The organism is Curtobacterium sp. PhB191 (assembly GCF_004346515.1).
Classification (GTDB): domain Bacteria; phylum Actinomycetota; class Actinomycetes; order Actinomycetales; family Microbacteriaceae; genus Curtobacterium.
On sequence record NZ_SMBV01000007.1, the window covers coordinates 266,577 to 288,814 of the forward strand.

22 protein-coding genes are annotated in these 22,238 nt (G+C 69.7%); 11 read left to right on the plus strand and 11 right to left on the minus strand.

Annotated elements, in window-relative coordinates; translation table 11 throughout:
• The first annotated feature begins 138 nt into the window (after positions 1-138).
• Entirely contained in the window at positions 139-837 is a 699-nt protein-coding gene (locus EDF48_RS13470; RefSeq protein ID WP_243698106.1) for a pentapeptide repeat-containing protein, read from the plus strand.
• Between the two features lie 14 nt (positions 838-851).
• On the opposite strand, the gene EDF48_RS13475 is transcribed toward EDF48_RS13470, so the two are convergent.
• Positions 852-1,781, minus strand: coding sequence for an NADP-dependent oxidoreductase (locus tag EDF48_RS13475; protein ID WP_131880601.1), 930 nt, complete (start codon positions 1,779-1,781; stop codon positions 852-854).
• A gap of 92 nt (positions 1,782-1,873) precedes the next feature.
• On the opposite strand from EDF48_RS13475, the gene EDF48_RS13480 reads away from it, so the two are divergent.
• Together EDF48_RS13480 and EDF48_RS13485 are read left to right on the plus strand one after the other, a co-directional pair.
• Positions 1,874-2,380, plus strand: a complete 507-nt coding sequence (locus tag EDF48_RS13480; protein WP_131880603.1) for a MarR family transcriptional regulator — start codon at positions 1,874-1,876, stop codon at positions 2,378-2,380.
• Positions 2,377-2,625 (plus strand): hypothetical protein, encoded by a 249-nt coding sequence (locus tag EDF48_RS13485; protein ID WP_123291903.1) that lies wholly within the window; start codon positions 2,377-2,379, stop codon positions 2,623-2,625. The genes EDF48_RS13480 and EDF48_RS13485 overlap by 4 nt, the downstream gene beginning before the upstream one ends.
• A gap of 4 nt (positions 2,626-2,629) precedes the next feature.
• Here the strand turns inward: EDF48_RS13485 and EDF48_RS13490 are convergent, their stop codons facing one another.
• Positions 2,630-2,869 (minus strand): hypothetical protein, encoded by a 240-nt coding sequence (locus tag EDF48_RS13490; protein ID WP_131880605.1) that lies wholly within the window; start codon positions 2,867-2,869, stop codon positions 2,630-2,632.
• Between the two features lie 62 nt (positions 2,870-2,931).
• Here EDF48_RS13490 and EDF48_RS13495 point away from each other — a divergent pair, with 62 nt between their 5' ends.
• A complete protein-coding gene (locus EDF48_RS13495) occupies positions 2,932-3,888 on the plus strand; it encodes a phosphotransferase (RefSeq protein ID WP_131880607.1) in 957 nt (318 codons plus the stop codon).
• Here EDF48_RS13495 and EDF48_RS13500 read toward each other — a convergent pair.
• On the minus strand, positions 3,885-4,115 hold the full coding sequence (locus tag EDF48_RS13500; protein WP_123291906.1) for a hypothetical protein: 231 nt from the start codon (positions 4,113-4,115) through the stop codon (positions 3,885-3,887). The genes EDF48_RS13495 and EDF48_RS13500 overlap by 4 nt on opposite strands.
• Positions 4,116-4,157: 42 nt before the next feature.
• Between EDF48_RS13500 and EDF48_RS13505 the strand changes: the two genes are divergently transcribed.
• Together EDF48_RS13505 and EDF48_RS13510 are read left to right on the plus strand one after the other, a co-directional pair.
• On the plus strand, positions 4,158-4,604 hold the full coding sequence (locus EDF48_RS13505) for an NUDIX domain-containing protein (protein WP_131880609.1): 447 nt from the start codon (positions 4,158-4,160) through the stop codon (positions 4,602-4,604).
• Between the two features lie 148 nt (positions 4,605-4,752).
• Positions 4,753-6,807, plus strand: coding sequence for a transglycosylase domain-containing protein (locus EDF48_RS13510; RefSeq protein WP_243698107.1), 2,055 nt, complete (start codon positions 4,753-4,755; stop codon positions 6,805-6,807).
• Between the two features lie 99 nt (positions 6,808-6,906).
• Here the strand turns inward: EDF48_RS13510 and EDF48_RS13515 are convergent, their stop codons facing one another.
• The 4 genes from EDF48_RS13515 to EDF48_RS13530 are packed head-to-tail and all read right to left on the minus strand — an operon-like array spanning position 6,907 to position 10,947.
• Positions 6,907-7,917 (minus strand): ABC transporter substrate-binding protein, encoded by a 1,011-nt coding sequence (locus EDF48_RS13515; protein ID WP_131880611.1) that lies wholly within the window; start codon positions 7,915-7,917, stop codon positions 6,907-6,909.
• 11 nt (positions 7,918-7,928) lie between these two features.
• Entirely contained in the window at positions 7,929-8,798 is an 870-nt protein-coding gene (locus tag EDF48_RS13520; protein ID WP_123938321.1) for an ABC transporter ATP-binding protein, read from the minus strand.
• Entirely contained in the window at positions 8,795-9,871 is a 1,077-nt protein-coding gene (locus EDF48_RS13525; RefSeq protein WP_235035879.1) for an iron chelate uptake ABC transporter family permease subunit, read from the minus strand. The genes EDF48_RS13520 and EDF48_RS13525 overlap by 4 nt, the downstream gene beginning before the upstream one ends.
• Positions 9,868-10,947 (minus strand): iron ABC transporter permease, encoded by a 1,080-nt coding sequence (locus EDF48_RS13530; RefSeq protein ID WP_235035880.1) that lies wholly within the window; start codon positions 10,945-10,947, stop codon positions 9,868-9,870. Before EDF48_RS13530 ends, EDF48_RS13525 begins: the two co-directional genes overlap by 4 nt.
• Before the next feature lie 28 nt (positions 10,948-10,975).
• On the opposite strand from EDF48_RS13530, the gene EDF48_RS13535 reads away from it, so the two are divergent.
• The gene (locus EDF48_RS13535) at positions 10,976-11,815 is read left to right on the plus strand and encodes a siderophore-interacting protein (RefSeq protein WP_131880613.1); all 840 of its coding nucleotides are present in this window, start codon (positions 10,976-10,978) and stop codon (positions 11,813-11,815) included.
• Positions 11,816-11,998: 183 nt separating this feature from the next.
• Here EDF48_RS13535 and EDF48_RS13540 read toward each other — a convergent pair whose 3' ends face one another.
• The 3 genes from EDF48_RS13540 to EDF48_RS13550 form a co-directional block, all read right to left on the minus strand.
• Positions 11,999-12,913, minus strand: a complete 915-nt coding sequence (locus tag EDF48_RS13540; protein ID WP_123938319.1) for a carbohydrate ABC transporter permease — start codon at positions 12,911-12,913, stop codon at positions 11,999-12,001.
• A gap of 1 nt (position 12,914) precedes the next feature.
• A complete protein-coding gene (locus tag EDF48_RS13545) occupies positions 12,915-13,886 on the minus strand; it encodes a sugar ABC transporter permease (RefSeq protein WP_111086244.1) in 972 nt (323 codons plus the stop codon).
• 84 nt (positions 13,887-13,970) lie between these two features.
• Positions 13,971-15,326, minus strand: coding sequence for an extracellular solute-binding protein (locus tag EDF48_RS13550; protein WP_111086245.1), 1,356 nt, complete (start codon positions 15,324-15,326; stop codon positions 13,971-13,973).
• 308 nt (positions 15,327-15,634) lie between these two features.
• Between EDF48_RS13550 and EDF48_RS13555 the strand changes: the two genes are divergently transcribed.
• Positions 15,635-17,140 (plus strand): alpha-N-arabinofuranosidase, encoded by a 1,506-nt coding sequence (locus EDF48_RS13555; protein WP_131880615.1) that lies wholly within the window; start codon positions 15,635-15,637, stop codon positions 17,138-17,140.
• Between the two features lie 354 nt (positions 17,141-17,494).
• On the opposite strand, the gene EDF48_RS13560 is transcribed toward EDF48_RS13555, so the two are convergent.
• Positions 17,495-18,529 (minus strand): LacI family DNA-binding transcriptional regulator, encoded by a 1,035-nt coding sequence (locus EDF48_RS13560; protein ID WP_131880617.1) that lies wholly within the window; start codon positions 18,527-18,529, stop codon positions 17,495-17,497.
• A gap of 191 nt (positions 18,530-18,720) precedes the next feature.
• On the opposite strand from EDF48_RS13560, the gene EDF48_RS13565 reads away from it, so the two are divergent.
• The 3 genes from EDF48_RS13565 (at position 18,721) to EDF48_RS13575 (ending at position 22,089) form a co-directional block, all read left to right on the plus strand.
• On the plus strand, positions 18,721-19,668 hold the full coding sequence (locus tag EDF48_RS13565; protein WP_111086247.1) for a sugar ABC transporter permease: 948 nt from the start codon (positions 18,721-18,723) through the stop codon (positions 19,666-19,668).
• Entirely contained in the window at positions 19,665-20,654 is a 990-nt protein-coding gene (locus EDF48_RS13570; RefSeq protein ID WP_207913267.1) for a carbohydrate ABC transporter permease, read from the plus strand. Before EDF48_RS13565 ends, EDF48_RS13570 begins: the two co-directional genes overlap by 4 nt.
• 100 nt (positions 20,655-20,754) lie before the next feature.
• Positions 20,755-22,089, plus strand: a complete 1,335-nt coding sequence (locus tag EDF48_RS13575) for a sugar ABC transporter substrate-binding protein (RefSeq protein WP_173169216.1) — start codon at positions 20,755-20,757, stop codon at positions 22,087-22,089.
• The last annotated feature ends 149 nt before the right edge of the window (positions 22,090-22,238 follow it).

The following is a 22,238-nucleotide window of genomic DNA, read 5'->3' on the forward strand; positions in this document are numbered from 1 at the left end:
TTCTTTTCCTCCTCCCTCTTCTCCCGCCGAACGCTCGGCCCTCCGCGCTTCGTGCGGTGACTGCTTCGCGCTCTGCTGCACCGCCTTCGGGTTCCAGCGGTCCAGCGACTTCCCGATCGACAAGGCCGCAGGGACTCCGTGCCGCAACCTGGCCGACGACTTCTCCACCAGGCCCTCCGTCCACGGGGGTTCACCGGATGCACCACCTTCGACTGCTTCGGGGCCGGCCAGTACGTCTCGCAGGTCCTGTTCGACGGCACGAGCTGGGTCGACGAACCCGACTCGAAGCCCGAGATGTTCCGGGCCTTCGCCGTCGCCCGGCAGCTCCACGAGATGCTCTGGTACCTGGCCGAGGCGGTGTCCCGATCGACCGTTCTGGGGTCTGCGGAAGCACCGACCGTGCTCGGGCGCCGCATTCAGCAGGTCCTCGACGGCGAGCTGGCCGACGTCATCGCGGTGGACGTCGAGTCGCTCCGGTTCGACGTTCGTTCCGTCCTGATCGACGTCAGCGCCGAGGTTCGAGGTGGGTACCCCGCCGCCGGTGAGGCGGTCGGTGACCTGCACCCGTCGGCTGACCTGGCCGGCCGCGACCTGCGATCTCGCGTCCGGGTCGGCGCCGATCTGCGCGGTGCGGTCCTGATCGCCGCGGACCTGCGGGGAGGCGACCTGTCTGGCGTGGACCTGCTCGGGGCGGACCTGCGCGATGCCCGGCTCGGGGGAGCGGACCTGTCGAACGCGCTGTTCCTCACCCAGCCGCAGGTGAACGCCGCCCAGGGTGACGCATCCACGGTGCTGCCCGACGACCTGGACCGCCCGTCACACTGGTCGCTCCGGTGATCCGGTGATCCGGGTCAGGGCAGAACGATGACCTTGCCGGCGATCCTCCCGGCTGCGCCCTCGGCGTGCAGTGCGGGGAGCTCGGCGAGCGGGATGCGCCGCGTGACCTCGACCGTCAGTGCACCGTCGTCGACCAACGCGACGAGCTCCGTCAGGCGTTCGCGGTTCGGCAGGACGAACACGGTCGCTGCGCGCACGTCTCGGGACTCGTCACCCGGGGTGGCCATGAACGCCGTGGTGCTCACGACGACCCCGCCGTCGCGGACCGCTGCGACGTCCGCCGCGAACTGCTCGGGCTCGATCGGCGCCAGGTTGAGCAGCACGTCGACCTGACCGTCGAGGGCGTCGAGCAGGTCGACGTCGGTGTGGTCGATGACCTGGTCGGCACCGGCCGCGCGCACGGCATCAGCACTGCGGGGGCTGGCGGTCGCGATGACGTGTGCTCGGGCGCGCTTGGCGAGCTGGACGGCGTACTTGCCGACGACCCCGCCGGCACCCACGACGAGCAGCCGCTGTCCGGCGGTGAGCCGGCCGTCGTCGAACAGGGCCTGCCAGGCGGTCAGCGCGACGGACGGCAGCGCGGCCGCGTCGGCCAGTGGGATGCTCGTCGGCGCTGCGACCACGGCGTCCGCCGGTGCGATGACGTACTCGGCTGCCCCGCCGTCGCGGTCCATCGGCAGGAACGCGATGACCGCGTCGCCCACGGTCAACCCGGTCACCCCCTCGCCGATCGCGTCGACCGTGCCGGAGACGTCGTAGCCGGGGACGTGCGGCAGCTGGATCGGGATCGGCAGGAAGCCGGCCCGCATGCCGTTGTCTGCGGCGTTGTACGCGGACGCCGCGACGCGGAGCCGCACCTGACCCGCTGCCGGGGTCGGCTGCTCGACCTCGCCGTACTGGAGGACCTCGGGCCCGCCGACTTCGTGGAACTGCACTGCCTTCATGATGCTGCCCTCTCGTAGTTGCTTCGAATTCGAAGCGCTTGTCGGAGACGTTAGCACTGCTTCGAACTCGAAGCAACAGGTAGGATGGCTGCATGAGCGACACCCCCACCGCACTGACCCCGACACAGCTCGGCGCCTACTTCGCGCTGACCGAGGTGAGTGCACTCCTGCGCCCCGCGGTCGAGAAGCAGCTCCGCGACGTCGGCGGGTTGAGCACCGTGCAGTTCCAGCTCCTGGCGCGCTTGGGTGACGCTCCGGAGGGGCACCTGCGCATGACGGACCTGGCCGACGGTGTCGTGTACAGCCGCAGCGGGCTGACCTACCAGGCGCAACTGCTCGAACAGCGCGGGCTCGTCACGAGGTCCCCGTCGCCGGACGACGAGCGCAGCACCGTCGTCGCGATCACCGACGCGGGGCGCGAGGTCCTTGCCGAGGTGTTCCCCGGCCACATCGGCACCGTGCACGGACTCCTGTTCGCACCGATCACGGACGACGACGCGACCGACCTCGGCCGGATCCTCGGACGCATCAGCGAACACCTGCGAGCGAACCCACCGCGGTCGGCGTCGCGACGATCCGTGAAGGGGGCGTCCGCGTGACCGTCGGAGCGCGCGCTGCTCGGTGGATCATCGTCGGCTCGGTCGTCGTCGGACTGGCGCTCACCGTCTACGCGACGTCGTACTGGCTGTTCCCGACGTCGTTCCAACTCCAGGAGCGGTTGCCCGACGGATCGATCAACCCGCGCACGTGGGCCGACCTGCTCGTCTCGTACGTCCTCGCGCTCGGGTGCTTCGCGGTCGCCGGATGGGTGGGCGTGCAGCGGCTCCGCGCTCGCCGCCGCTGAGGCGTCAGCTGCGCGTGCGTGACCGTCGCTGCGACACGGTGGCGACGACAAGTGTGGCGACCCCGAGCGCGATCCCGATCAGGCCGAGCAGGTAACCGAACAGCATCAGGATGCCGCCGCCGATGTTCGCACCGCCCCCGGTGTCGTTCGCGAGCGACCACCCACCGATCCCGACCGACAGGAAGGCGCCCAACAGGAACACCGTGCACATCACGTGCAGGACCCTCGTGCTCTGGGAGGTCATGGCGGCTCGCTTCCGTGGGTGGACCGGTACCGGATGGTAGCGCGACCTGCGAGGGTGGAGCGATGACCCTCGAGATGCTCTGGGAACGTGCCGATCCCGCCCAGGTGCTGCGGAGCCGCTTCGGGTTCACGGACGTCGCCGCTGCCGAGGACTGGGTCATCCGGACGCTCGACCGGTGGTGGAACGTGCACGTCGTCGTGTGCGAGCGCATCGTGATGAGTGACCACAACGCGCTCGCCTGGGTGTCGACCGCTGACGGCCGGATGCTCCTGAAGTGGTCCATCGCACCGGAGGGGTTCGAGCGCTTGGCGTTCGCGGCGGACCTCACGACGTGGCTCGCGGAGCGCGGCCTGCCCGTTTCCGCCCCGGTGCCGACGCCCGACGGACGGGTGCAGGTCGAGGAAGACGGGGTCTCGATGGGGCTCCAGCACGTCATCGGCGGAACCCTGCTGGACGTCCGCGATCCGGCACAGGTCCACGCGGCCGGTGCGACGCTGGCCCGCATCCACGACGCCCTGCGCGACAGCCCCGATCGGGCGCGCGCAGCCGGTGTGCGCCCACCGCCGACCCCGCTCGTGCAGCAGGTCGCGGGATGGCTCGAGGCTGCGCCGATGCACTTGCCGGAGCGTGTCCAGCGGACGCTTCGACGCCGGCTCGGGGCCGCGCCCTCCGACGACTTGCCGGTCCAGATCGTGCACGGCGACTACCGAGCGGCGAACGTCCTGTGCGCTGACGCGGACGTCGTCGCCGTCATCGACTTCGAGGACCTGCGCCTCGATCACAGGATCGTCGAGCTGGCACGCTCGGCCGTCCTGCTCGGGACGCTCTTCCACGACTGGGGGCCGGTCCCCGGAGCGGTCCACCGGCAGTTGCTCGACGGCTACCGCTCGGTGAGCGCGCTCACTGCCGACGAGCTCGCGTGGTGGGACGTCCTGGTGCTCTGGAACACGATGCTGTTCATCCCGTCGGGGGATGACCCCACCGGGTGGGGCGCTGCTGCCGAGGCGCTCGCCGGTTAGCGGCCGAACCGCTTCGCCGCCCGGGCGACGGCCACGAGCGCGGCGACCCCGAGTGCGATCCCGGCGATGCCGACGACCATGCCACCCATGTACATGAACCCCGCGGCGAAGTTCACGCCGGTGCCGTCCGGGGTGAGGATCGTCCAGACCGAACCACCTGCGGTGAGCAGGAAGCCCAGACCGAGGAAGACGATCGCGAGGGTGACGATCGAGCGGATGTGGTGCATGGTTCGAACCTACCGAACCCGCGCCGGTGGCAGAGTGGCGTGATGGGGAGCATCCGGAACATCTCGGTCGGGCTGCCGACCAAGGACGGCCACGTGCTGCTGTCCGAGTCGTTCGACAGCGTGCGGGACCTCTTCTTCCACCGTGCAGTCGGCGGCGGCATCGAGTTCGGCGAGACCGCGGTCCAGGCGCTCCGTCGCGAGTTCCGCGAGGAGCTCGACGTCGCCCTCGACGAGGTCCGGCTGCTCGGCGTCCTCGAGAACCTGTTCGAGTACGAGGGGCAGCCCGGGCACGAGTACGTCCACGTGTTCGCCGTCCGGTCGGCGGAGCTGGACGCGGTGCCGCTGGACGCTGAACTCGTGGTGCTGGACGAGGGCAGCCCGGTGCGCTGGGTACCCGTCGACACGGACGTCCCGGTGTTCCCGGACGGCGTGCTCGACCTGCTCGCAGGCACCATCCCGGCGACGCAAGGTGACCACTCGACCCACTGACGTCACGATCCCGTCACGACGGGCGCATTCCCAGCGGACACGGCGGTGTTCCGCGGCGAAGTCCCGGCGACCGCCCGAGATCGGCTGGGACGCTCCCGAACTACCGCACCAGATCGATGCGGTGATGCACCACGGGGGATCCAGAGCGATGACGATGAGACGTGCAGGGGGAGCCGCGCTCGGCTTCGTGGGCGGCAGTGTGCTCGCAGGGTTGATGGTCGGGGTCGGCGTGACGCCGATGATCGCGGTCGCCGGAGTGAGCACGACGTCGGCGATCGGGGTGTTCGAGTCGCTGCCGGAGCACATCGAGATCGGGGACCTGCCGCAGCGCAACCAGGTCTGGGCGTACCGCGGTGGCGAACCGGTGCACCTGGCGAACGTGTGGGCGCAGGACCGGCAGGAGCTGTCGTTCGACCAGATCAGCGACCAGCTGAAGCACGCTGCGGTCGACGGCGAGGACAAGCGGTTCTACGAGACCGGTGGTGTGGACGCGACGTCGATGGTCCGCTCCCTGGTGAGCGTCGCCGCGTCGCAGGGCGAGGGCGGATCGGGTGGCTCGACGCTCACGATGCAGCTCGTGCGCAACATCAAGATCCAGCGGGCGATCGAGCTGCCGACGCTCGAGGAGCAGAGGGCCGGCTACAAGGAGGCGACGAAGCGGTCGCCCCAGCGGAAGCTCGCCGAGATGAAGCTCGCGATCGGCCTGGCGAAGAAGTACACCAAGGAGCAGATCCTGACGGCGTACCTGAACATCGCGTACTTCGGCGACCAGACCTACGGCGTGCAGTCGGCCGCGCAGCACTACTACGGCAAGTCCGCCACCGACCTGACCCCGGCCGAGGCGGCATCGCTCATCGCGATCGTGCAGTGGCCGGAGCGCCGCGACCTGTCCACGCCGGACCACTACCGCGACAACGCCGCGCGGCGGAACGTCATCCTCCGTTCGATGCACGAGCAGGGGCATCTGACGACCGATGAGTACCGCACGGCACGGTTGTCGCGGCTGGCCGACTCCGTCCGGATCACCGCGCCGCAGCAGGGGTGCGAGGCCGTCGAGACCGGGGCGGAGTTCTTCTGCGACTACGCCAAGCGCGTCGCCGCACGTCTGCCGCAGCTCGGCGCGACGAAGCAGCAGCGCGCCGATGCTTGGCGGACGGGTGGGTACCGCATCCAGACGACGCTCGACCTCGACCTGAACGCGAAGCAGAAAGACCTGCTCGACCGGTACGACCCGAAGACCGAGACTCGTCTCGCGCTGGGCGCGACGCTGAACACCGTCGAGGCGGGCACCGGCCGGGTGCTCACGATGGCGCAGAACACCGACTACGACCGGTCGGAGCAGGCGCCACCGACGGCGACGTCGCTGAACTACGCCGTCGACCAGGCCGACGGAGATTCGACGGGCTTCCAGACCGGCTCGACGTACAAGATGTTCACGCTGCTGGCGTGGCTCGAGGCCGGCCGCAGCCCGGACACGGTCGTGAACGGCACCCCGCACCCGCAGAGCACGTGGACGGCGTGCGGCGAGCAGACGACGGCCTTCTGGCAGCCGAAGAACGACTCGCCTGGCCAGAAGGGGCCGTACTCGGTCCGCTCGGCCACGGCCCAGTCCGTGAACGCCGCCTACCAGTCGATGGCGGCGCAGCTCGACCTGTGCGACATCCGCGACGTCGCGAAGCGCCTCGGTGTGCACCTGGCCGCCGGCGGCGAGCTGCCGTGGAACCCCGCGTCGCTGCTCGGCACCGAGAGCATCGCGCCGCTGACGATGGCGGCGGCGTACGCGGGTGTCGCGAACGGTGGTCGGTACTGCGCGCCGGTCGTCATCGACCAGGTCACCGCACCGGACGGCACGGAGCTCGGCGGGCAGCCGCGCACCTGCTCGCAGGCCGTCTCGCCGCAGACCGCGGCGACGGCCTTCGAGGTCATGCAGGGCGCGTTCCGGGGCGGCACGGCGAGTGGCGGCCAGACCCCGGACGGCACCACGCTGTTCGGCAAGACCGGAACGGCCGACGCCGCCGACCAGGTGTGGTTGGTCGGCGGGAGCTCGCGTGCTGTGACCGCGTACTGGCAGGGCAACACCGACGGCGGGAAGCACAACCTGCGGTACTACTCGAACGGTCAGGGCGGCACCTACGCGGGGTCCCGCGCAGCGGTCTGGCGCGATGCGCAGACTGCGGTGAACGCCGCCTTGCCGGTGGGCTGACGACACCAGGCGGGGCACGTGCACGAGAACGCACCACGGACAGACGGGAGGCCCGTTGCCAGCTGGCAACGGGCCTCCCGTCTGATCGTCGGTTGCGTTCTAGGACAGCTTCTTGCTGTCCTCGAGCCAGCCCGCGAGCTCCGTCATGTAGCCGGCCTGCGAGGCGTAGTCGAGCGCCGGGAAGGTGAAGCTGTGCACCTGGCCGGCCTCGAGCGCCGCGTTGTCAGCGAAGGTCGGCTGCTTCTCGAGGTCCGCGACCTGGTAGCCCTGCTGCGACAGCAGCAGCACGTCGGCCTTGATCTGGCCCGCGTTCTCCCACGAGTAGATGCCCCAGTAGAAGCCCTTCGGCTTCGGGTTCACGAAGTCGACGCCGAACGACGAGTACATCTGCAGCAGCGGCTCGTCGGTCGGGCGGGTGACGTAGGCGCCGTCACCGTCGGCGTACATGGAGACGACCGACAGGTCCTGCTCCTTCGCGACCTTCTCGAGCTCGTCACCGGCGGTGTCGAAGCGCTTCTCGGCGGCCTCGATCGTCGACTCCTTCGCGCCGAGGGACTCGCTCAGGTCGGCGATCTTCTCGATGACGTCCTCGCCCTTGCCGCCCCACTTGACCTGGACGACCGGCGCGATGGCCTCGATCTGCTTCTCCTGCTCGTTGTCCTTGAAGCCGTAGCCGGGCTGCGTCTCGTCGAGCGTGCCCTTCTCGTCGGTCGGGTAGACCGAGGTCACGACGAGGTCGGGCTTCAGCGCTGCGAGCTTCTCGAGGTCGACGTCGCCGTACCCGGTACCGAGCTGGGTGATGCCGTCGGTGTCCAGGTCATCGAAGCGGGCGTCCTTCGCCATGGTCAGCTGGCCGAAGGTGCCGACCGGCTTCAGGCCGTACTCGATGAACGAGATCGCGATGTCGTTCAGCACGACGACGCGCTTCGGCGTGTGGTCGACCTTGACGGTCGTGCCGGTGGCGTCCTCGTAGGACCAGGCCTTCGACGCCGCGGTGTCACCGTCGGAGTCGTTCGAGTCGGTGCTCGAGCAGCCGGCGAGGAGGAGGGCCGAGACGGCCACGGAGGTCAGGAGAGTGGCTCGGAGGGAGCCGCGTCGGGAGAGCTTCACGTTAGGAGAGGCTAACCTAAGTGCGCGGCTCCCGCCAGTTCGACGTCCGGTTCGGCATGCGGCGCCGGGTCGTGCTCGTCGGCCTCGGGCACGATCATCGGGGCACCGGTCACGGGGTCCGGGAACACGCGCGCGTGCAGCCCGAAGGCGTGCTCGAGCAACGCGGGGGTCAGCACCTCGTGCGGTGCGCCGTCGGCAGCGACGCCGCCGTCGTGCAGGACGACGAGCCGGTCGGAGAACCGGGCCGCGAGCGACAGGTCGTGCAGGACCATCACGATGGTGGAGCCCTGCTCGCGGTTGAGTCGGCGCACCAGGCGCAGGACCTCGAGCTGGTGCGCGAGGTCGAGGTAGGTCGTCGGTTCGTCGAGCAGCAACGTGTCGGCCTGCTGCGCCACCACCAGGGCGATCCATGCACGCTGTCGCTGGCCACCCGACAGGCTCGCGACGTCGCGGTGGGCGACGTCGGTCAGCCCGGTCGCCGCGATGGCCTGCTCCGCCACGTCGGCGTCGTCCGCGGTCCACGGCTTCGCCCACGACTGGTGCGGGTTGCGGCCGCGCATCACCAGGTCGAGCACGCTCGTGCCCGCGGGTGCGACGGGGGACTGCGGCAGGATCGCGAGCTTCCGCGCGACCTGGCGGTTCGGTTCCTTGCGGATCGGGGCACCGTCGAGCAGGACCTCGCCGGACTGCGGCTTCAGCACGCGCCCGAAGGCCTTGAGCAGGGTCGACTTGCCGCAGCCGTTCGCGCCGAGGAACGTCGTCACGGTGCCGCGCTCGATGCGCAGGTCGAGATCGGTCAGCACGGGGTGCCGGTCGTAGCCGACGGACAGGCCGCGGGCTTCGAGGACCGGGGTGGACGGGGGTGTCGACGGGGGAGTCATCGGGACATCTCCTTGCGGTGACGGATGAGGAGCCAGATCAGGTACGGGGCACCGATCACGGTCGTGATGATGCCGACGGGCACCTGCCACGGGAACGCCGATCGGGACAGCAGGTCCGCGGCGAGGACGAGCGCTGCGCCGAGCAGACCGGCGAGCAGCAGGGGCGGACGGTTCGTGCCGGCCAGCCGGAGTCCGACCTGCGGTACCACGAACGCGACGAAACCGACCGGTCCCGCAGCGGCGACGGCGGCGGCGGTGAGCACGACGGCCAGGGCGATCACGAGCAGGCGGTGCCGCTGGACGGCGAGCCCCACCCCGGTCGCGACCTCGTCACCGAGCTGTCCGATGCCGAGCGCCGCACTCGTCGCCAGGGCGATCGGCACCGCGACCGCGGCGACGATCAGCAGCGGCCAGACGCTCGACCACGAGGTGCTCGACAGGCTGCCGACGAGCCATTGCGACGCCGCGGTCGCGATGGTGATCTTGGCGCGGACGAGCAGGTAGCTCGTCACGGCGTCGAGGGTCGCGCTCACGCCGATGCCGACCAGGATGAGCCGGTAGCTCTGCACCCCGCCGCGCCAGCCGAGCCCGTACACGACGGCGGCGGCGACGAGCGCACCGATCGTCGCGGCCACCGGGATCCCGCCGCTGAGCACGATCGAGGACACCGAGTACGTGCCCCCGCCGAGCACGATGGCCGCCACGGCGCCGACGCTCGCGCCCGACGTCACGCCGATGATGTCCGGGGTGCCCAGGGGGTTCCGCGTGAAGGTCTGGGTCAGTGCGCCGGCGATGCCGAGGGTCAGCCCGACGAGCGCTCCGGTGAGGACACGGGGCAGTCGGAGCGTGGTGATGATGAAGCCGTCCGGGCCGGTCTCGAGCCCGACCAGGGAGCGGAGCACGATGCCCGGGGCAATCCAGGTCGAGCCGATCGCGACACCGAGGACGACGAGCACCAGGACCAGACCGAGCGAGGCGGCCGTGTACCAGAACACCCGCGGGCGCCAGGCGAGGCCGATCGGACCGATGCGGACCCCGGTCCGGCCGGGCGCACGGACCGCTGCGCCCGTCACAGGGACACCAGCGATCGGCGACGGGCGACGGCGACGAAGACGGGGCCGCCGATGACGGCCAGGACGATGCCGACCTCGACCTCCGAGAACCCGCCGATCAGGCGTCCGACGACGTCGGCGAGCAGCACGAGCGCCGCTCCGACGAGCCCGGAGACCGGCAGCGTCCACCGGTGCCCGGTGCCGACGAGGGCTCGGGCGACGTGCGGCACCGTCAGGCCGACGAACCCGATCGGCCCGGCGGCGGCGGTCGCTCCGGCTGCGAGCAACGTGATGGCCCCGAGCCCGACGAGCCGCGCGACGAGCACGTTCTCGCCCAGGCCCTTGGCCAGGTCCGAGCCGAGCCCGAGCGCGTCGAGGGCCCGGACGTTCAGGATCGCGAGCACCAGCCCGGCGACCAGGAACGGCCACACCGCGCCGAGGATGTCGAGCTGCCGTGCGGCGAGGGAGCCGACGACCCACAGCCGGTACGCGTCGAGCGAGTCCTGGTCGGTCAGGACGACGAACGAGGTCAGCGCGCCCAGCAGGGCCGAGACGGCGGCACCCGCGAGGGCGAGGGGGACCGGGCTGGCCGTCCCGCTGCCCGCGATGGTCACCGAGAACACCACGACGCTCGCGACCAGCGCGCCGCCGAGTGCGAACCAGACCGTCGCGCCGGTGCTCGTGACCCCGAACACGTAGACGCCGAGGACGACGGCGAGCCCGGCGCCCGACGAGACCCCGAACAGTCCGGGGTCGGCGAGCGGGTTGCGCGTGTGCCCCTGCATCAGGAGCCCCGCGATCCCCAGGGCCGCACCGACCGCGGCACCGATGAGCGTGCGCGGGACCCGGGAGCCCCAGACGATCGCCTCATCGGTGGTCGACCCGGTCCGGAACAGGCCGTCGAGCACCCGGTCGACGCCGATCCGGTTGCTGCCGAGGAGCATGCTCGCGACCGCCACCAGGACCAGCACGACGACCAGTCCGGCGATCACCAGGACGCGGCGACGGACGGCGGTGCGGTGGACACCGAGGGCTGCTGACGCATCGGCGGTGCGGGCCTCCGAGACGGAAGCCAGGGCGGGGGAGGGGGCTGGCACGGAGAACATCTTAGGTTAGCCTTGCCTCATGGCGAAGACTCCGCGGCTCCTGCCCGAGAATCCCCGGCTCTTCCGTGCCCGGGTCCTGCGCACCGAGCGCACGACGCCGTCGATGCAGCGTGTCACCGTCACCGGCGACGACCTGCACGAGTTCCCGTTCCTCGGCTTCGACCACTGGTTCCGCCTGTTCACCGGGCGTCCGGACCAGGACGCGTTCCGGATGCCGGACCTCGACGGCAAGAAGTGGTGGCCGACGTTCCTGGCCATCCCCGAAGACGTCCGCCCGCACTGCGCGAACTACACCGTCGCCGCCTTCCGCCCGATGCCCGACGGCACCGCCGAGATGGACATCGACTTCGTCGTGCACACCGACGCCGCCGGCGAGCCCGAGGGCCGTGCCGCGATCTGGGCCTGCGGTGCCCGCCCCGGCGACCAGCTCGCGATGCTCGACCAGGGCTGCATCTTCGACTGCCCGGACGACACCAGCGAGATCGTCATCGCGGCCGAGGAGACCGGCCTGCCCGGCGTGCTCGGCATCGCCGCGTCGCTGCCCCGGAACGCCGTCGGCCGCATCATCCAAGAGGTCCCCACCGCTGGCGACGTCCGCGAGATCGACGCACCGGCCGGGGTCACGGTCACGTGGATCGTCCGTGACGAGGTCGACCACCTCGCCGTCCCGGGCCGCGCGGCGCTCGCCGAACTGCAGCGGCACGTGCCCGTCGACGACCGTGGGTACGCCTTCGTGGTCGGCGAGTCGACCCTCGCCACCGAGGGCCGCCGGCACCTGCACCGTGCGGGTCTTCCGAAGGCGCGCATCACGTTCTCCGGCTTCTGGAAGCACGAGGCCAAGGAGTCCGTCTCCGCCTGAGCGGTGCCCGTTCCTTCCCATGACGCGTGCGATGCCTGGTGCTTCCGGGCGTACCGTCACGAAACTTCTCGGCAGGTACGCCCGTTTCTGCCAGGTACGCCCGCGCCTGAGACGCGACCAGCACGACGGACGGGAGGCCCGGTGCCAGCTGGCACCGGGCCTCCCGTCCGTCGTGGGGTTGCGTCAGCCCTTGAGGCCGGAACCCGTCACGCCCTCCACGATCTGCCGCTGGAAGATCAGGTAGAGGATGATCAGCGGCAACGCCGCCAGGATCGCTCCGGCCTGGATGTCCGCGTAGCGCTGACCGAAGCTGCCCTGGACCGTGGCGAGCCCGACCGGGATCGTCATGAGGTCCGGGTTCGACAGCACGAACAGCGGCAGCAGCAGGTTGTTCCAGACACCGACGAAGGTCAGGATCGTCACCGCGGCGATCACCGGACGCGACAGCGGCAGGATGACCGACCAGTAGATCTTCCAGATGTTGGCACCGTCGATGCGTGCCGCTTCCTCCAGCTCCTTCGGGATCCCGTCGAAGAACTGCTTGAAGATGAACACCGCGATCACGGCCGGCACCTGCGGGAAGATGACCGACCAGTAGGTGTTCAGCAGGCCGACGGCGTTGAGCTCCTGGAAGATCGGGATGATCAGGACCTGCGTCGGGATCATGATGCCGAGGATGATGAGCAGGAACGCGATGTTCCGACCGCGGAACACCAGGCGGGACAGCGCGAACGCCGCCATCGAGGCGAACATGACCGTCAGGACGGCCGTGATCACGCTCGTGATGGCGCTGGCGAGGTACCAGTTCCAGATGTCGCCGGCCTGGAACAGTGCCGCGTAGGAGTGCAGCGTCGGGTTCCAGTTCGACAGGATCGAGTTCGCGCCGAGGGCGGCGACGCCGTTGTCGGACAGCGACGTCTTCAGGGCGAACAGGCTGGGGATGAGCCAGATGATCGCGAAGACGATCAGGATGATCCCGGCGACCAGGTTGAAGCCCTTGCCGGAGACGCCGATCTTGGCGGCGTTCGCGGGGGCGGCGGCCGAGACGCCGGTGCGGAGCTTGGCGCGGCCGGTGGTGATGCTCTCGGTGGCGGTCATGTCAGGCCCCGATCTCTCGCTTGGCGGCAGCGCGCTCGACGAGCTGCCGGATGACCGCGATCGCGACGATCACGATGAACAGGAGCACCGACGCTGCCGAGGCGGCACCGAGTCGGTTGTCGGTGAAGCCGACGCCCGTGATGAGCTGCAGCGAGACCTGGGTGGAGATGCCCGGTCCGCCGTTCGTCATCAGGTACACCTGGTCGAAGATCTTCAGGCTCGCGATGATCTGCAACAGGATGACCAGCGTCGTGGTGCGGCCGAGCAGCGGCAGCGTGATCGACTTGATCTGCTGCCAGTTCGACGCGCCGTCGACGGCGGCCGCTTCGTACAGTTCGCGCGGGATCTCCTGCAGACCGGCCAGGTAGAGCACGAAGTTGAAGCCGAGGGTCCACCAGACGGTGGCGATCGCGACACCGATCATCGCGGTGTTGGGGCTGGACAGCATGCCGGAGCCCGGGGTGAGGCCGATGGCCGACTGCATGCTCGCCCACAGGCCGGTCGCCGGCGTGAAGATGAACACCCAGATGAGCGAGATCGTCGCCGACGGCAGGATGAAGGGCAGGAAGAACGCCAGTCGGAAGAACCACTGGCCGCGGTTCATCCGGTTCGTCAGGACGGCGAAGACGAACGCCAGGATGACGAGCGGCGGCGTCGTGTACAGCGTGAACTGCAGCGTGTGCCAGAGCGACGACCAGAAGTCGGAGCGTCCGAGCATCTCGGCGTAGTTCGCGAACCCGGCGAAGCTGCCGAGGCCCGTGCGGACGGTCGAGGTGTTGAAGAAGCTCGAGACGATCATCCAGACCGTCGGGCCGAGCAGGAAGGCCGCGTAGAACAGGCCGAACGGGGCGAGGAAGAGCCAGCCGCTGCGGCCCTGGCCACGGGTGAGGCTGGTGCCGTAGGTGCGGTTCCGGCGCGGACGCGACGCGGTGGCCGCGTCCGTGGGCCGGTCGAGGACAGGTGCTGTGGTCACGTCATCGTGCCTTTCGCGCGGTGTTCACGGCGATCGCGTGGGTCGTGTGCCCGGAGCGTACGAGCCGGGCGGTCGTGTGCCCGGTCACAGCGGGCTCGGGGTGTTCAGGTAGGTCGCGAGCTGCGACTTGATGGCACTGAGCGCCTGTGCGGGCGACGAGCTGCCCTGCTGCACGAGTGCCAGCTGGGCGCCGACGGTGCCCTCGAAGGTCGAACCGGAGCCGCCGTACCAGGCGGGGTCGTCGAACACGGCGGTCTCGGCTGCGGCCGCGTAGTTCGACTGGGGCTTGAGCTCCTTGTAGGCGCTGCTGTCGAAGGTCGGGATGTAGGCGGGGACGTGTCCGCCCTCGGCCCAGGTCAGGCTCTGCTCGAGCATCTGCTTGATGAAGAGCATGTGCTGCTTGCGCTGCTCGGGCGTGCGGTCCTTCTTCGGCAGCACGAAGGTGTGCGAGTCCGCCTGCGTCGCGGGCTTGTCGTAGAGCTGCGGGATCGGGGCCATGCCGAACTTCAGTCCCTTGATGGACTGCGCCGTGCTGATCTCCCACTCGCCCTGCATGAAGAAGCCGGCCTTGCCGTCGAACATCAGGGACTGCGCCGTGGCGTAGTCGAGCGCCTTGTTCATCCAGCCCTGCTTGACCCACTTCTGGGTGCGGCTGGTGACCTCGTTGTAGGCGTCCTCGTTGACGGTGAGCTTCGCGCCGCCGTCGCTGATGAACGGGGTCGCGTCGTTGATCTGGTTGTACATCGTCCAGAAGAAGCGCCACGGCGTGGCGGTCTCCGGCACGACGTTGGCGACGTTGAGCGCGGTGCCGCCGGTGACCTTCGCGACGGCGGCGAGGGCGCTCTCGAACGTGTCCATGCCGGACAGGTCCTTGAGGTTGCCGTCACTGTCGAGCAGGCCCGCCTTCTTGCACACGTCAACGTTGTAGAAGAGCACGAAGGGGTGGGTGTCGAGCGGGATGGCGATGTTGTTGCCGTCGGTCTTCTGCGCCGTCCACGCCTTCTGGTTGAAGTCGGCGGCGCTGAGGCCGACGCTCGCCAGGTCCTCGGACGTGATCGGGTCGAGCAGGTCGCCGTCCCACAGCGGCTTCGCGCGGGTCAGGTGGGCGACCGCGACGTCCGGCGGCTTGTTCCCGACGGTGGCCAGTGTCAGCTTCGAGTAGTACGGGTTGCCCCACGCGAACGTGGTGGCCTGCAGCGAGCTCGATCCGCCGTGCTGCTTCGCGTAGCCGTCCTCCATCGCCTGCATGCGGAGGCCGTCACCGCCGCCGAAGAGGTTCCAGAAGACGAGCGTCTCGGGGTTGAGCGCACTGCCGGCCAGGCCGGCTGCGATCGGGCTCGAGCACGCGGCGAGCGGGAGCACCGTCGCGGCGGCCGCTCCTGCGGCGAGGAAGCCGCGGCGCGAGAGGCGCGACGCGGGTGTTGCTGGGCGGTTCGGCATGGCATCACTCCATCGGGATGGGCCGGGCTCGGGAACAGGGTCGGTGCTCCCGCCGGAGCATCGCTGCTCCGTTCGCGGAACACTGCTGCTCCGTGCACGAGAGCCGTGGGTCGGTGCTCCGTGAGCGCTCACATTAGCGCTCGCGAAGATCATCCGCCACCCCTTTCGCGTCGCCGTGGAACCCGGTAGCGTTTCTGTCAGGTGAGCGCTCACTTTCGTGACGGTCCGCTTCGCTACCCCTGGCGCCGGACCGAGCACGCGCACCGCACGACCCGCAGTACCCGCTCTCGCACGATCGAAGGAGATCCATGCCCCGCACACACCTCGTCCTCGACGCCGCGTTCACCGTGGGGCCGGTGCGACGTCGCCTGTTCGGCGGGTTCGTCGAGCACCTCGGCCGCCACGTCTACGACGGCATCCACGAGCCCGCGCACGAGACCGCCGACGAGCACGGCTTCCGGAAGGACGTCGTCGAGCTCGTCAAGGAACTCGGCGTCTCCGCCATCCGCTACCCCGGCGGCAACTTCGTCTCCGGCTACAAGTGGGAGGACGGCGTCGGCCCCGTCGAGCAGCGCCCGAAGCGCCTCGACCTGGCCTGGCACTCGACCGAGACCAACGAGGTCGGCCTGCACGAGTTCCAGCACTGGCTCGACCAGGTCGGTTCGGAGCTCATGCTCGCCGTGAACCTCGGCACGCGCGGCACCGCCGAGGCGATCGAGCTGCTCGAGTACGCGAACATCAACGCCGGCACCGCACTGTCCGAGTACCGCAAGTCCAACGGCCGACAGGAGCCCTTCGCCATCAAGATGTGGTGCCTCGGCAACGAGATGGACGGCCCGTGGCAGCTCGGCCACAAGAACGCCGAGGACTACGGCAAGCTCGCCGCCATGACCGCGAAGGCCATGCGCCAGATCCAGCCCGACCTCGAGCTGGTCGCCTGCGGTTCGTCCGGAGCGTCGATGCCGACGTTCGGCGAGTGGGAGCGCACCGTCCTCGAGCACACCTACGACGACGTGGACTACATCTCCGCGCACGCCTACTACGAAGAGGACAACGACCTGCCGTCGTTCCTCGCCGCCGGCGTCAACATGGACCACTTCATCAAGACGGTCACCACCGCTGCCGACCACGTGCAGGCGCAGAAGAAGTCCGACAAGCGCATCGACATCTCGTTCGACGAGTGGAACGTCTGGTCGATCACGAAGTGGCACGAGCAGGCCGCCGAGTTCACGCTCGACGAGTGGCCCGTCGCCCCGCGTCTGCTCGAGGACGTCTACACCGTCGCCGACGCCGTCGTCGTGGGTGGGCTGCTCATCTCGCTGCTCCGCCACGCGGACCGCGTCGCCTCGGCCTCGCTCGCGCAGCTCGTCAACGTCATCGGCCCGATCATGACCGAGCCCGGCGGCCCGGCCTGGCGCCAGACGACGTTCTTCCCGTTCTCGGTGACGTCGCGCCTGGCGAACGGCACGTCGCTGCAGGTCAAGGCCTCGGGTGACACCGTCGACGGCGGCAAGTACGGCGAGGTGCCGGTCGTGGACTCGGCCGCCACCGTGACCGAGGACGGCAAGGCGGCGGTCTTCCTGATCAACCGCCACCCGTCCGAGTCGACCACCGTCACGATCGACCTCGCGGGCCTGGCGGCCTCGGGCGACGTCCGTGCCGAGGGCGTCTGGGACGACGACATCCACGCCGTGAACGACCTCTCGTCCACCGAGCGCGTCGGGCTCCGCACGAACGAGACGGTCAGCCGCGACGGCGACACCATCACGATCGAGCTGCCGCCCGTGTCCTGGACCGCCGTGTCGATCGGCTGAGACGCCTCGGCGTTCGCTGCGGCGGGCGTCGAGTGAGCACAGAGGACGTCGGGCGCTCGCGCCCGACGTCCTCTGCTCGTTCGTGCGGGGCGCGGGGCGCCGGCCGCGACTTCACGGGCCGGGCGACAGTTCACGGGGCGCGGCGCGCGTGAGGTGTCGCTGGGCACGAAACGTGCGCGGCTGGCGGACGGGAGGACCGTGGCGGGCTGGCGCCGGGCCTCCCGTCCGGCGCGTGCGCGAGATCACGGGCTGGGCGACAGTTCACGGGGTGCGGCGCGCGTGAGGTGTCGCTGGGCACGAAACGTGCGCAGCGCGCAGCGCAGCGCAGCGCAGCGCGGCGCGCAGCGCAGCGCGTCAGCGCGCGGCGGGCGGCGGCGCGGTGCTCGCCCGCTCCACCAGGCGCACGGGCACCAGATCGGGGGCGGAGGACACGGACTCGCCGTCGATCTGGGCGAGCAGGTTCGCGACGGCTCGGCGCCCGACCTCGTCGAAGGACTGGTGCACGGTGGTGAGCGGCGGCCAGAAGGAGTCGGACTCGGGGGAGTCGTCGAAGCCCACCACGCTGAGCGACGACGGCACGGACCGCCCGAGCTCGTGCGCGGCGCGGAGCACTCCGAGCGCGGTCTGGTCGTTGGCGGCGAAGACGGCGGTGATGTCCGGGCGTGCGGCGATGGTCAGGCCGGCGCGGTAGCCGGAGTCGGTGCTCCAGCCGCCGTGGAACACCGGCGGGACGAGCCGACCGGCGCGCTCGAGGGTGTCCTGCCATGCGGCCAACCGGCGTGCGGCGGAGTACGACGAGGTCGGTCCGGCGACGTGCCAGACGGTCTCGTGGCCGAGGTCGAGCAGGTGCTGGGTGGCCTGGCGCGCGCCGTCGGTCTGGTCGGTGTCGATCGCCGGGTGGTCGGTGCTGCCGGTGGAGTCGATGATGACCATGGGCACACCGTCGGGCAGCACGACCTCGGCCGTGTCGATGATGTGCGACTCGATGATGATCACGACGCCGTCGACGGCCTGTTCGTGCAGGCGGGAGAACGCGGAGCGCACGCCTTCTTCGGTGCGCGAGGCCATCGGCAGCAGCGTGATCGTGAAGTCCGCTGCCCCGGCGGCGTCGGCGATCGCCTCGAGCGTGCGCATGTTGCCGAAGGACGCGAGCGTGAACATGATCACGCCGATGGTGCGGAAGCGCCCCGATCGGAGAGCCCGTGCGGCACGGTTGGGCCGGTAGCCCAGGGTGTCCATGGCGCGCTGCACGCGGTCGCGGGTGTCCGGGCTGACGTTGTCGAACCCGCGGGCGACGCGCGAGACGGTCTGCATCGAGACCCCGGCGGCGTCGGCGACGGCGGCCATCGAGGGGGAGCGGCGGGTGCCGGCGGGGGACTCGGTCGTCATCGGCTCGAGCTCCTTCCGTTGCGGGATCACGCAGTCTGCGTTCCCGGACGCTAGCGCATGTTGACGTTGCCATGCTATCGTCCTGACGTTCGATGTTGACGTCAACATCTGCGACCGCCAGAGCGCCCGTCACCGGGCCCGGGTCGCGGCCGAGACACCGGACACCCGAACGCAGCAGACGAAGGAGTCACATGAGCACGCTCGCAGCGCGGCCCGGCGAGGCAGCCGCAGCGCAGCCGGCAGCCCCCCGCCCGGCAGGTCGCCGGACCAAGGCGCGGGGGCGCTACACCGGCTGGCTGTTCGTCGGCCCCTTCGTGGTCGTCCTGATCGCCATGCTCATCGTCCCGATCGGCTACGCCCTCTGGCTCAGCCTGTTCCGCGACCAGCTCATCGGCGGCAACCAGTTCGTCTGGTTCGCCAACTACGTCCAGCTCTTCCAGGACGCCAAGTTCTGGTCCGGCTTCGGTCGGGTCGCGATCTTCCTGGTCGTCCAGGTGCCGATCATGCTCGGGCTCGCACTCGTCGCCGCCCTCGCACTCGACAGCGCACGGCTCTGGGGCACGTCGTTCTTCCGCATCGCGGTGTTCCTGCCCTACGCCGTCCCCGGTGTCGTCGCGGCCCTGATCTGGGGCTTCATCTACGGCAACCAGTTCGGCCTGACGGGCGCCGCGAACGACGCGCTCGGCATCGACCTGCTGCAGCCGTTCAGCCCGAGCTGGGTGCTGACCTCCATCGGCAACGTGGTCACGTGGGAGTTCCTCGGCTACAACATGCTGATCTTCTACGCCGCACTCCGCACGGTCCCCGGTGAGCTGTACGAGGCCGCCGAGCTCGACGGCGCCGGCCCCCTGCGCACGGTCTTCTCGATCAAGCTCCCGGCACTGCGCGGCCCGATGGTCATCGCCACGATCTTCTCGATCATCGGCAGTTTCCAGCTCTTCAACGAGCCGAACCTGCTGAAGACCCTGGCCCCCAACGTCATCGGCAGCGCCTTCACCCCGAACATGTACGCCTACTCGCTGTCCTTCAGCGGCCAGCAGTTCAACTACTCCGCCACCGTCGCGATCGTGATGGGCGTGATCACCGCGGTGATCGCCTACGTCGTCCAGGTCCGCGGAACCCGCCAGGAGAACCGATGAGCACCATCCAGCACCCCGCGACCGGCGCCGCCGGACCGGCCACGGTCACCGAGGCGACCACGACGCAGCGCGACCCGGGCACCCGCTCGACCCGGGCCTCCAGGAAGGCCGAGCGGAAGGCCGAGCAGCACGTCGACGGACGCAAGCCGAAGCGTTCCGGCCTGCTGACCGCGGTCATGGTCGTCTTCGTCGTCTACTCGTTCGCGCCGCTGTTCTACCTGCTCGTGAACAGCACGAAGACGCAGGCGTCGCTGCTCTCCACCTTCGGGCTCTGGTTCGGCGGGGACTTCAACCTCTGGCAGAACATCGTCGACACCGTCACCTACAACGACGGCATCTTCCTGCAGTGGTTCGGCAACACGTTGCTCTACGTGGTCGTCGGTGCCGGTGGCGCCACCCTGCTCGCGACCGTCGCGGGCTACGGTATGGCGAAGTTCCAGTTCCCCGGACGCCGCGCGGTGTTCGCCATCGTGCTCGGTGCCATCGCGGTCCCCGGCACGGCCCTGGCGGTCCCGACCTTCCTGCTCTTCTCGCAGGTCGGCCTGACCAACACCCCGTGGTCGATCATCCTGCCGTCGCTCATCAGCCCGTTCGGCATGTACCTGATCTGGACCTACGCGGTCGACGCGATCCCCGCCGAGCTCCTCGAGGCCGCCCGCATGGACGGTGCCGGCGAGTTCCGGATCTTCTTCACCATCGCGCTCCGCCTGCTCGCTCCCGGTGTCGTGACCGTCTTGCTCTTTGCGGTCGTCGCCACCTGGAACAACTACTTCCTGCCGCTCATCATGCTGAGCGACCCGAAGTGGTACCCCCTGACGGTCGGCCTGAACCAGTGGAACGCCCAGGCCACCGGGTCCGGTGCGCAGCCGATCTACAACCTCGTCGTCACGGGATCGCTCCTCACGATCATCCCGATCGTGGTCGCGTTCCTCTTCCTCCAGCGCTTCTGGCAGTCCGGCCTCGCGGCCGGGTCCGTCAAGGCCTGATCCGTCGGACGGGAGGCCCGTGGCGACCTCGCCACGCGCCATCCGGTCCGGAACGCAGCAGCCCTACCCCCCTCTCCACGAAGAAGTGAAAGGCACCCCCATGAACAAGCGTCTCCGGCGCGGGCTCAGCGCCCTCGCCATCGGCGTCACCGCCACGATCGCCCTCGCCGCCTGCGCGACCGGCGGCTCGTCGTCCGGTGGCTCGTCCGACGACATCACCAAGGCACTGAAGGACGGTGGCACCCTGACCTACTGGTCGTGGACCCCCTCCGCCAAGGCCCAGGTCGCCGCGTTCGAGAAGCAGTACCCCAAGGTGAAGGTCAAGCTCGTCAACGCCGGCACCGGCGCCGACCAGTACACCAAGCTCCAGAACACCGTGAAGGCCGGCTCGGGCGCCCCCGACGTCGCCCAGGTCGAGTACTTCGCGCTGCCGCAGTTCGCCCTGTCCGACTCGCTGCTCGACCTGTCCGGCTACGGCTTCGACTCGCTCGAGGACAAGTTCGCGAAGAGCACCTGGAGCTCGGTGTCGATCGACGACAAGGTCTACGGCCTGCCGCAGGACTCCGGCCCCATGGCGCTGTTCTACAACAAGACGGTCTTCGACAAGCACGACATCGCCGTGCCGAAGACCTGGGACGAGTACGTCGCCGCCGCGAAGAAGCTGCACGAGGCCGACCCGAACGCCTACATCGCGGCCGACTCCGGCGACGCCGGCTTCACCACGAGCATGATCGCCCAGGCCGGCGGTACCCCGTTCACCACCGACGGTGACAAGGTGACCATCAACCTGCAGGACGAGGGCTCGAAGAAGTGGACGAGCACCTGGAACGAGCTCGTCGAGCAGGGCCTGCTGTCGAAGACCGTCGGCTGGACCGACGACTGGTACAAGCAGCTCGGCAACGGTGAGATCGCCACGATGATCACCGGCGCCTGGATGCCCGGCAACCTGGAGTCCGGCGTCGCCCAGGCCTCGGGTGACTGGCGCGTCGCCCCGATGCCGACCTACGACGGCGGCACCGCCCAGACCGCGAACAACGGTGGCAGCGCCGAGGTCGTCATGAAGCAGTCGAAGAACCCGGCCCTCGCCGCGGGCTTCCTGAAGTGGCTGAACTCGTCCAAGGAGTCGACCGGCGTCTTCATGAAGTCCGGTGGGTTCCCCTCGACGACCGCTGACCTCGACTCGTCGGCCTTCCTCGACGAGAAGCCGTCCTACTTCGGTGGGCAGCAGATCAACAAGGTGCTCGTCGACGCGTCGAAGTCCTCGGACAACGACTTCACCTACCTGCCGTACCAGGTGTACGCGAACAGCGTCTACGCCGACACCGTCGGTCAGGCGTACGAGAACGGCACCTCGCTCGACGCCGGCCTCGAGGCCTGGCAGAAGGCCCTCGCCAAGTACGGCAAGGACCAGGGCTTCACGGTCTCGACCAAGTAGCACCGGCACCAACTCCCCGGGGTCGGGGGGGGGGGGGGGGCCCCCCCCCCCCCGGGGGGGGGGGGGTAAAAAAGGGGGAGACCAACGCGGGCCCCCCCACACCAACGCAGGCGGGCCCCCCCCCCCGGAGGGGGCGGGGGGGGCAAAAA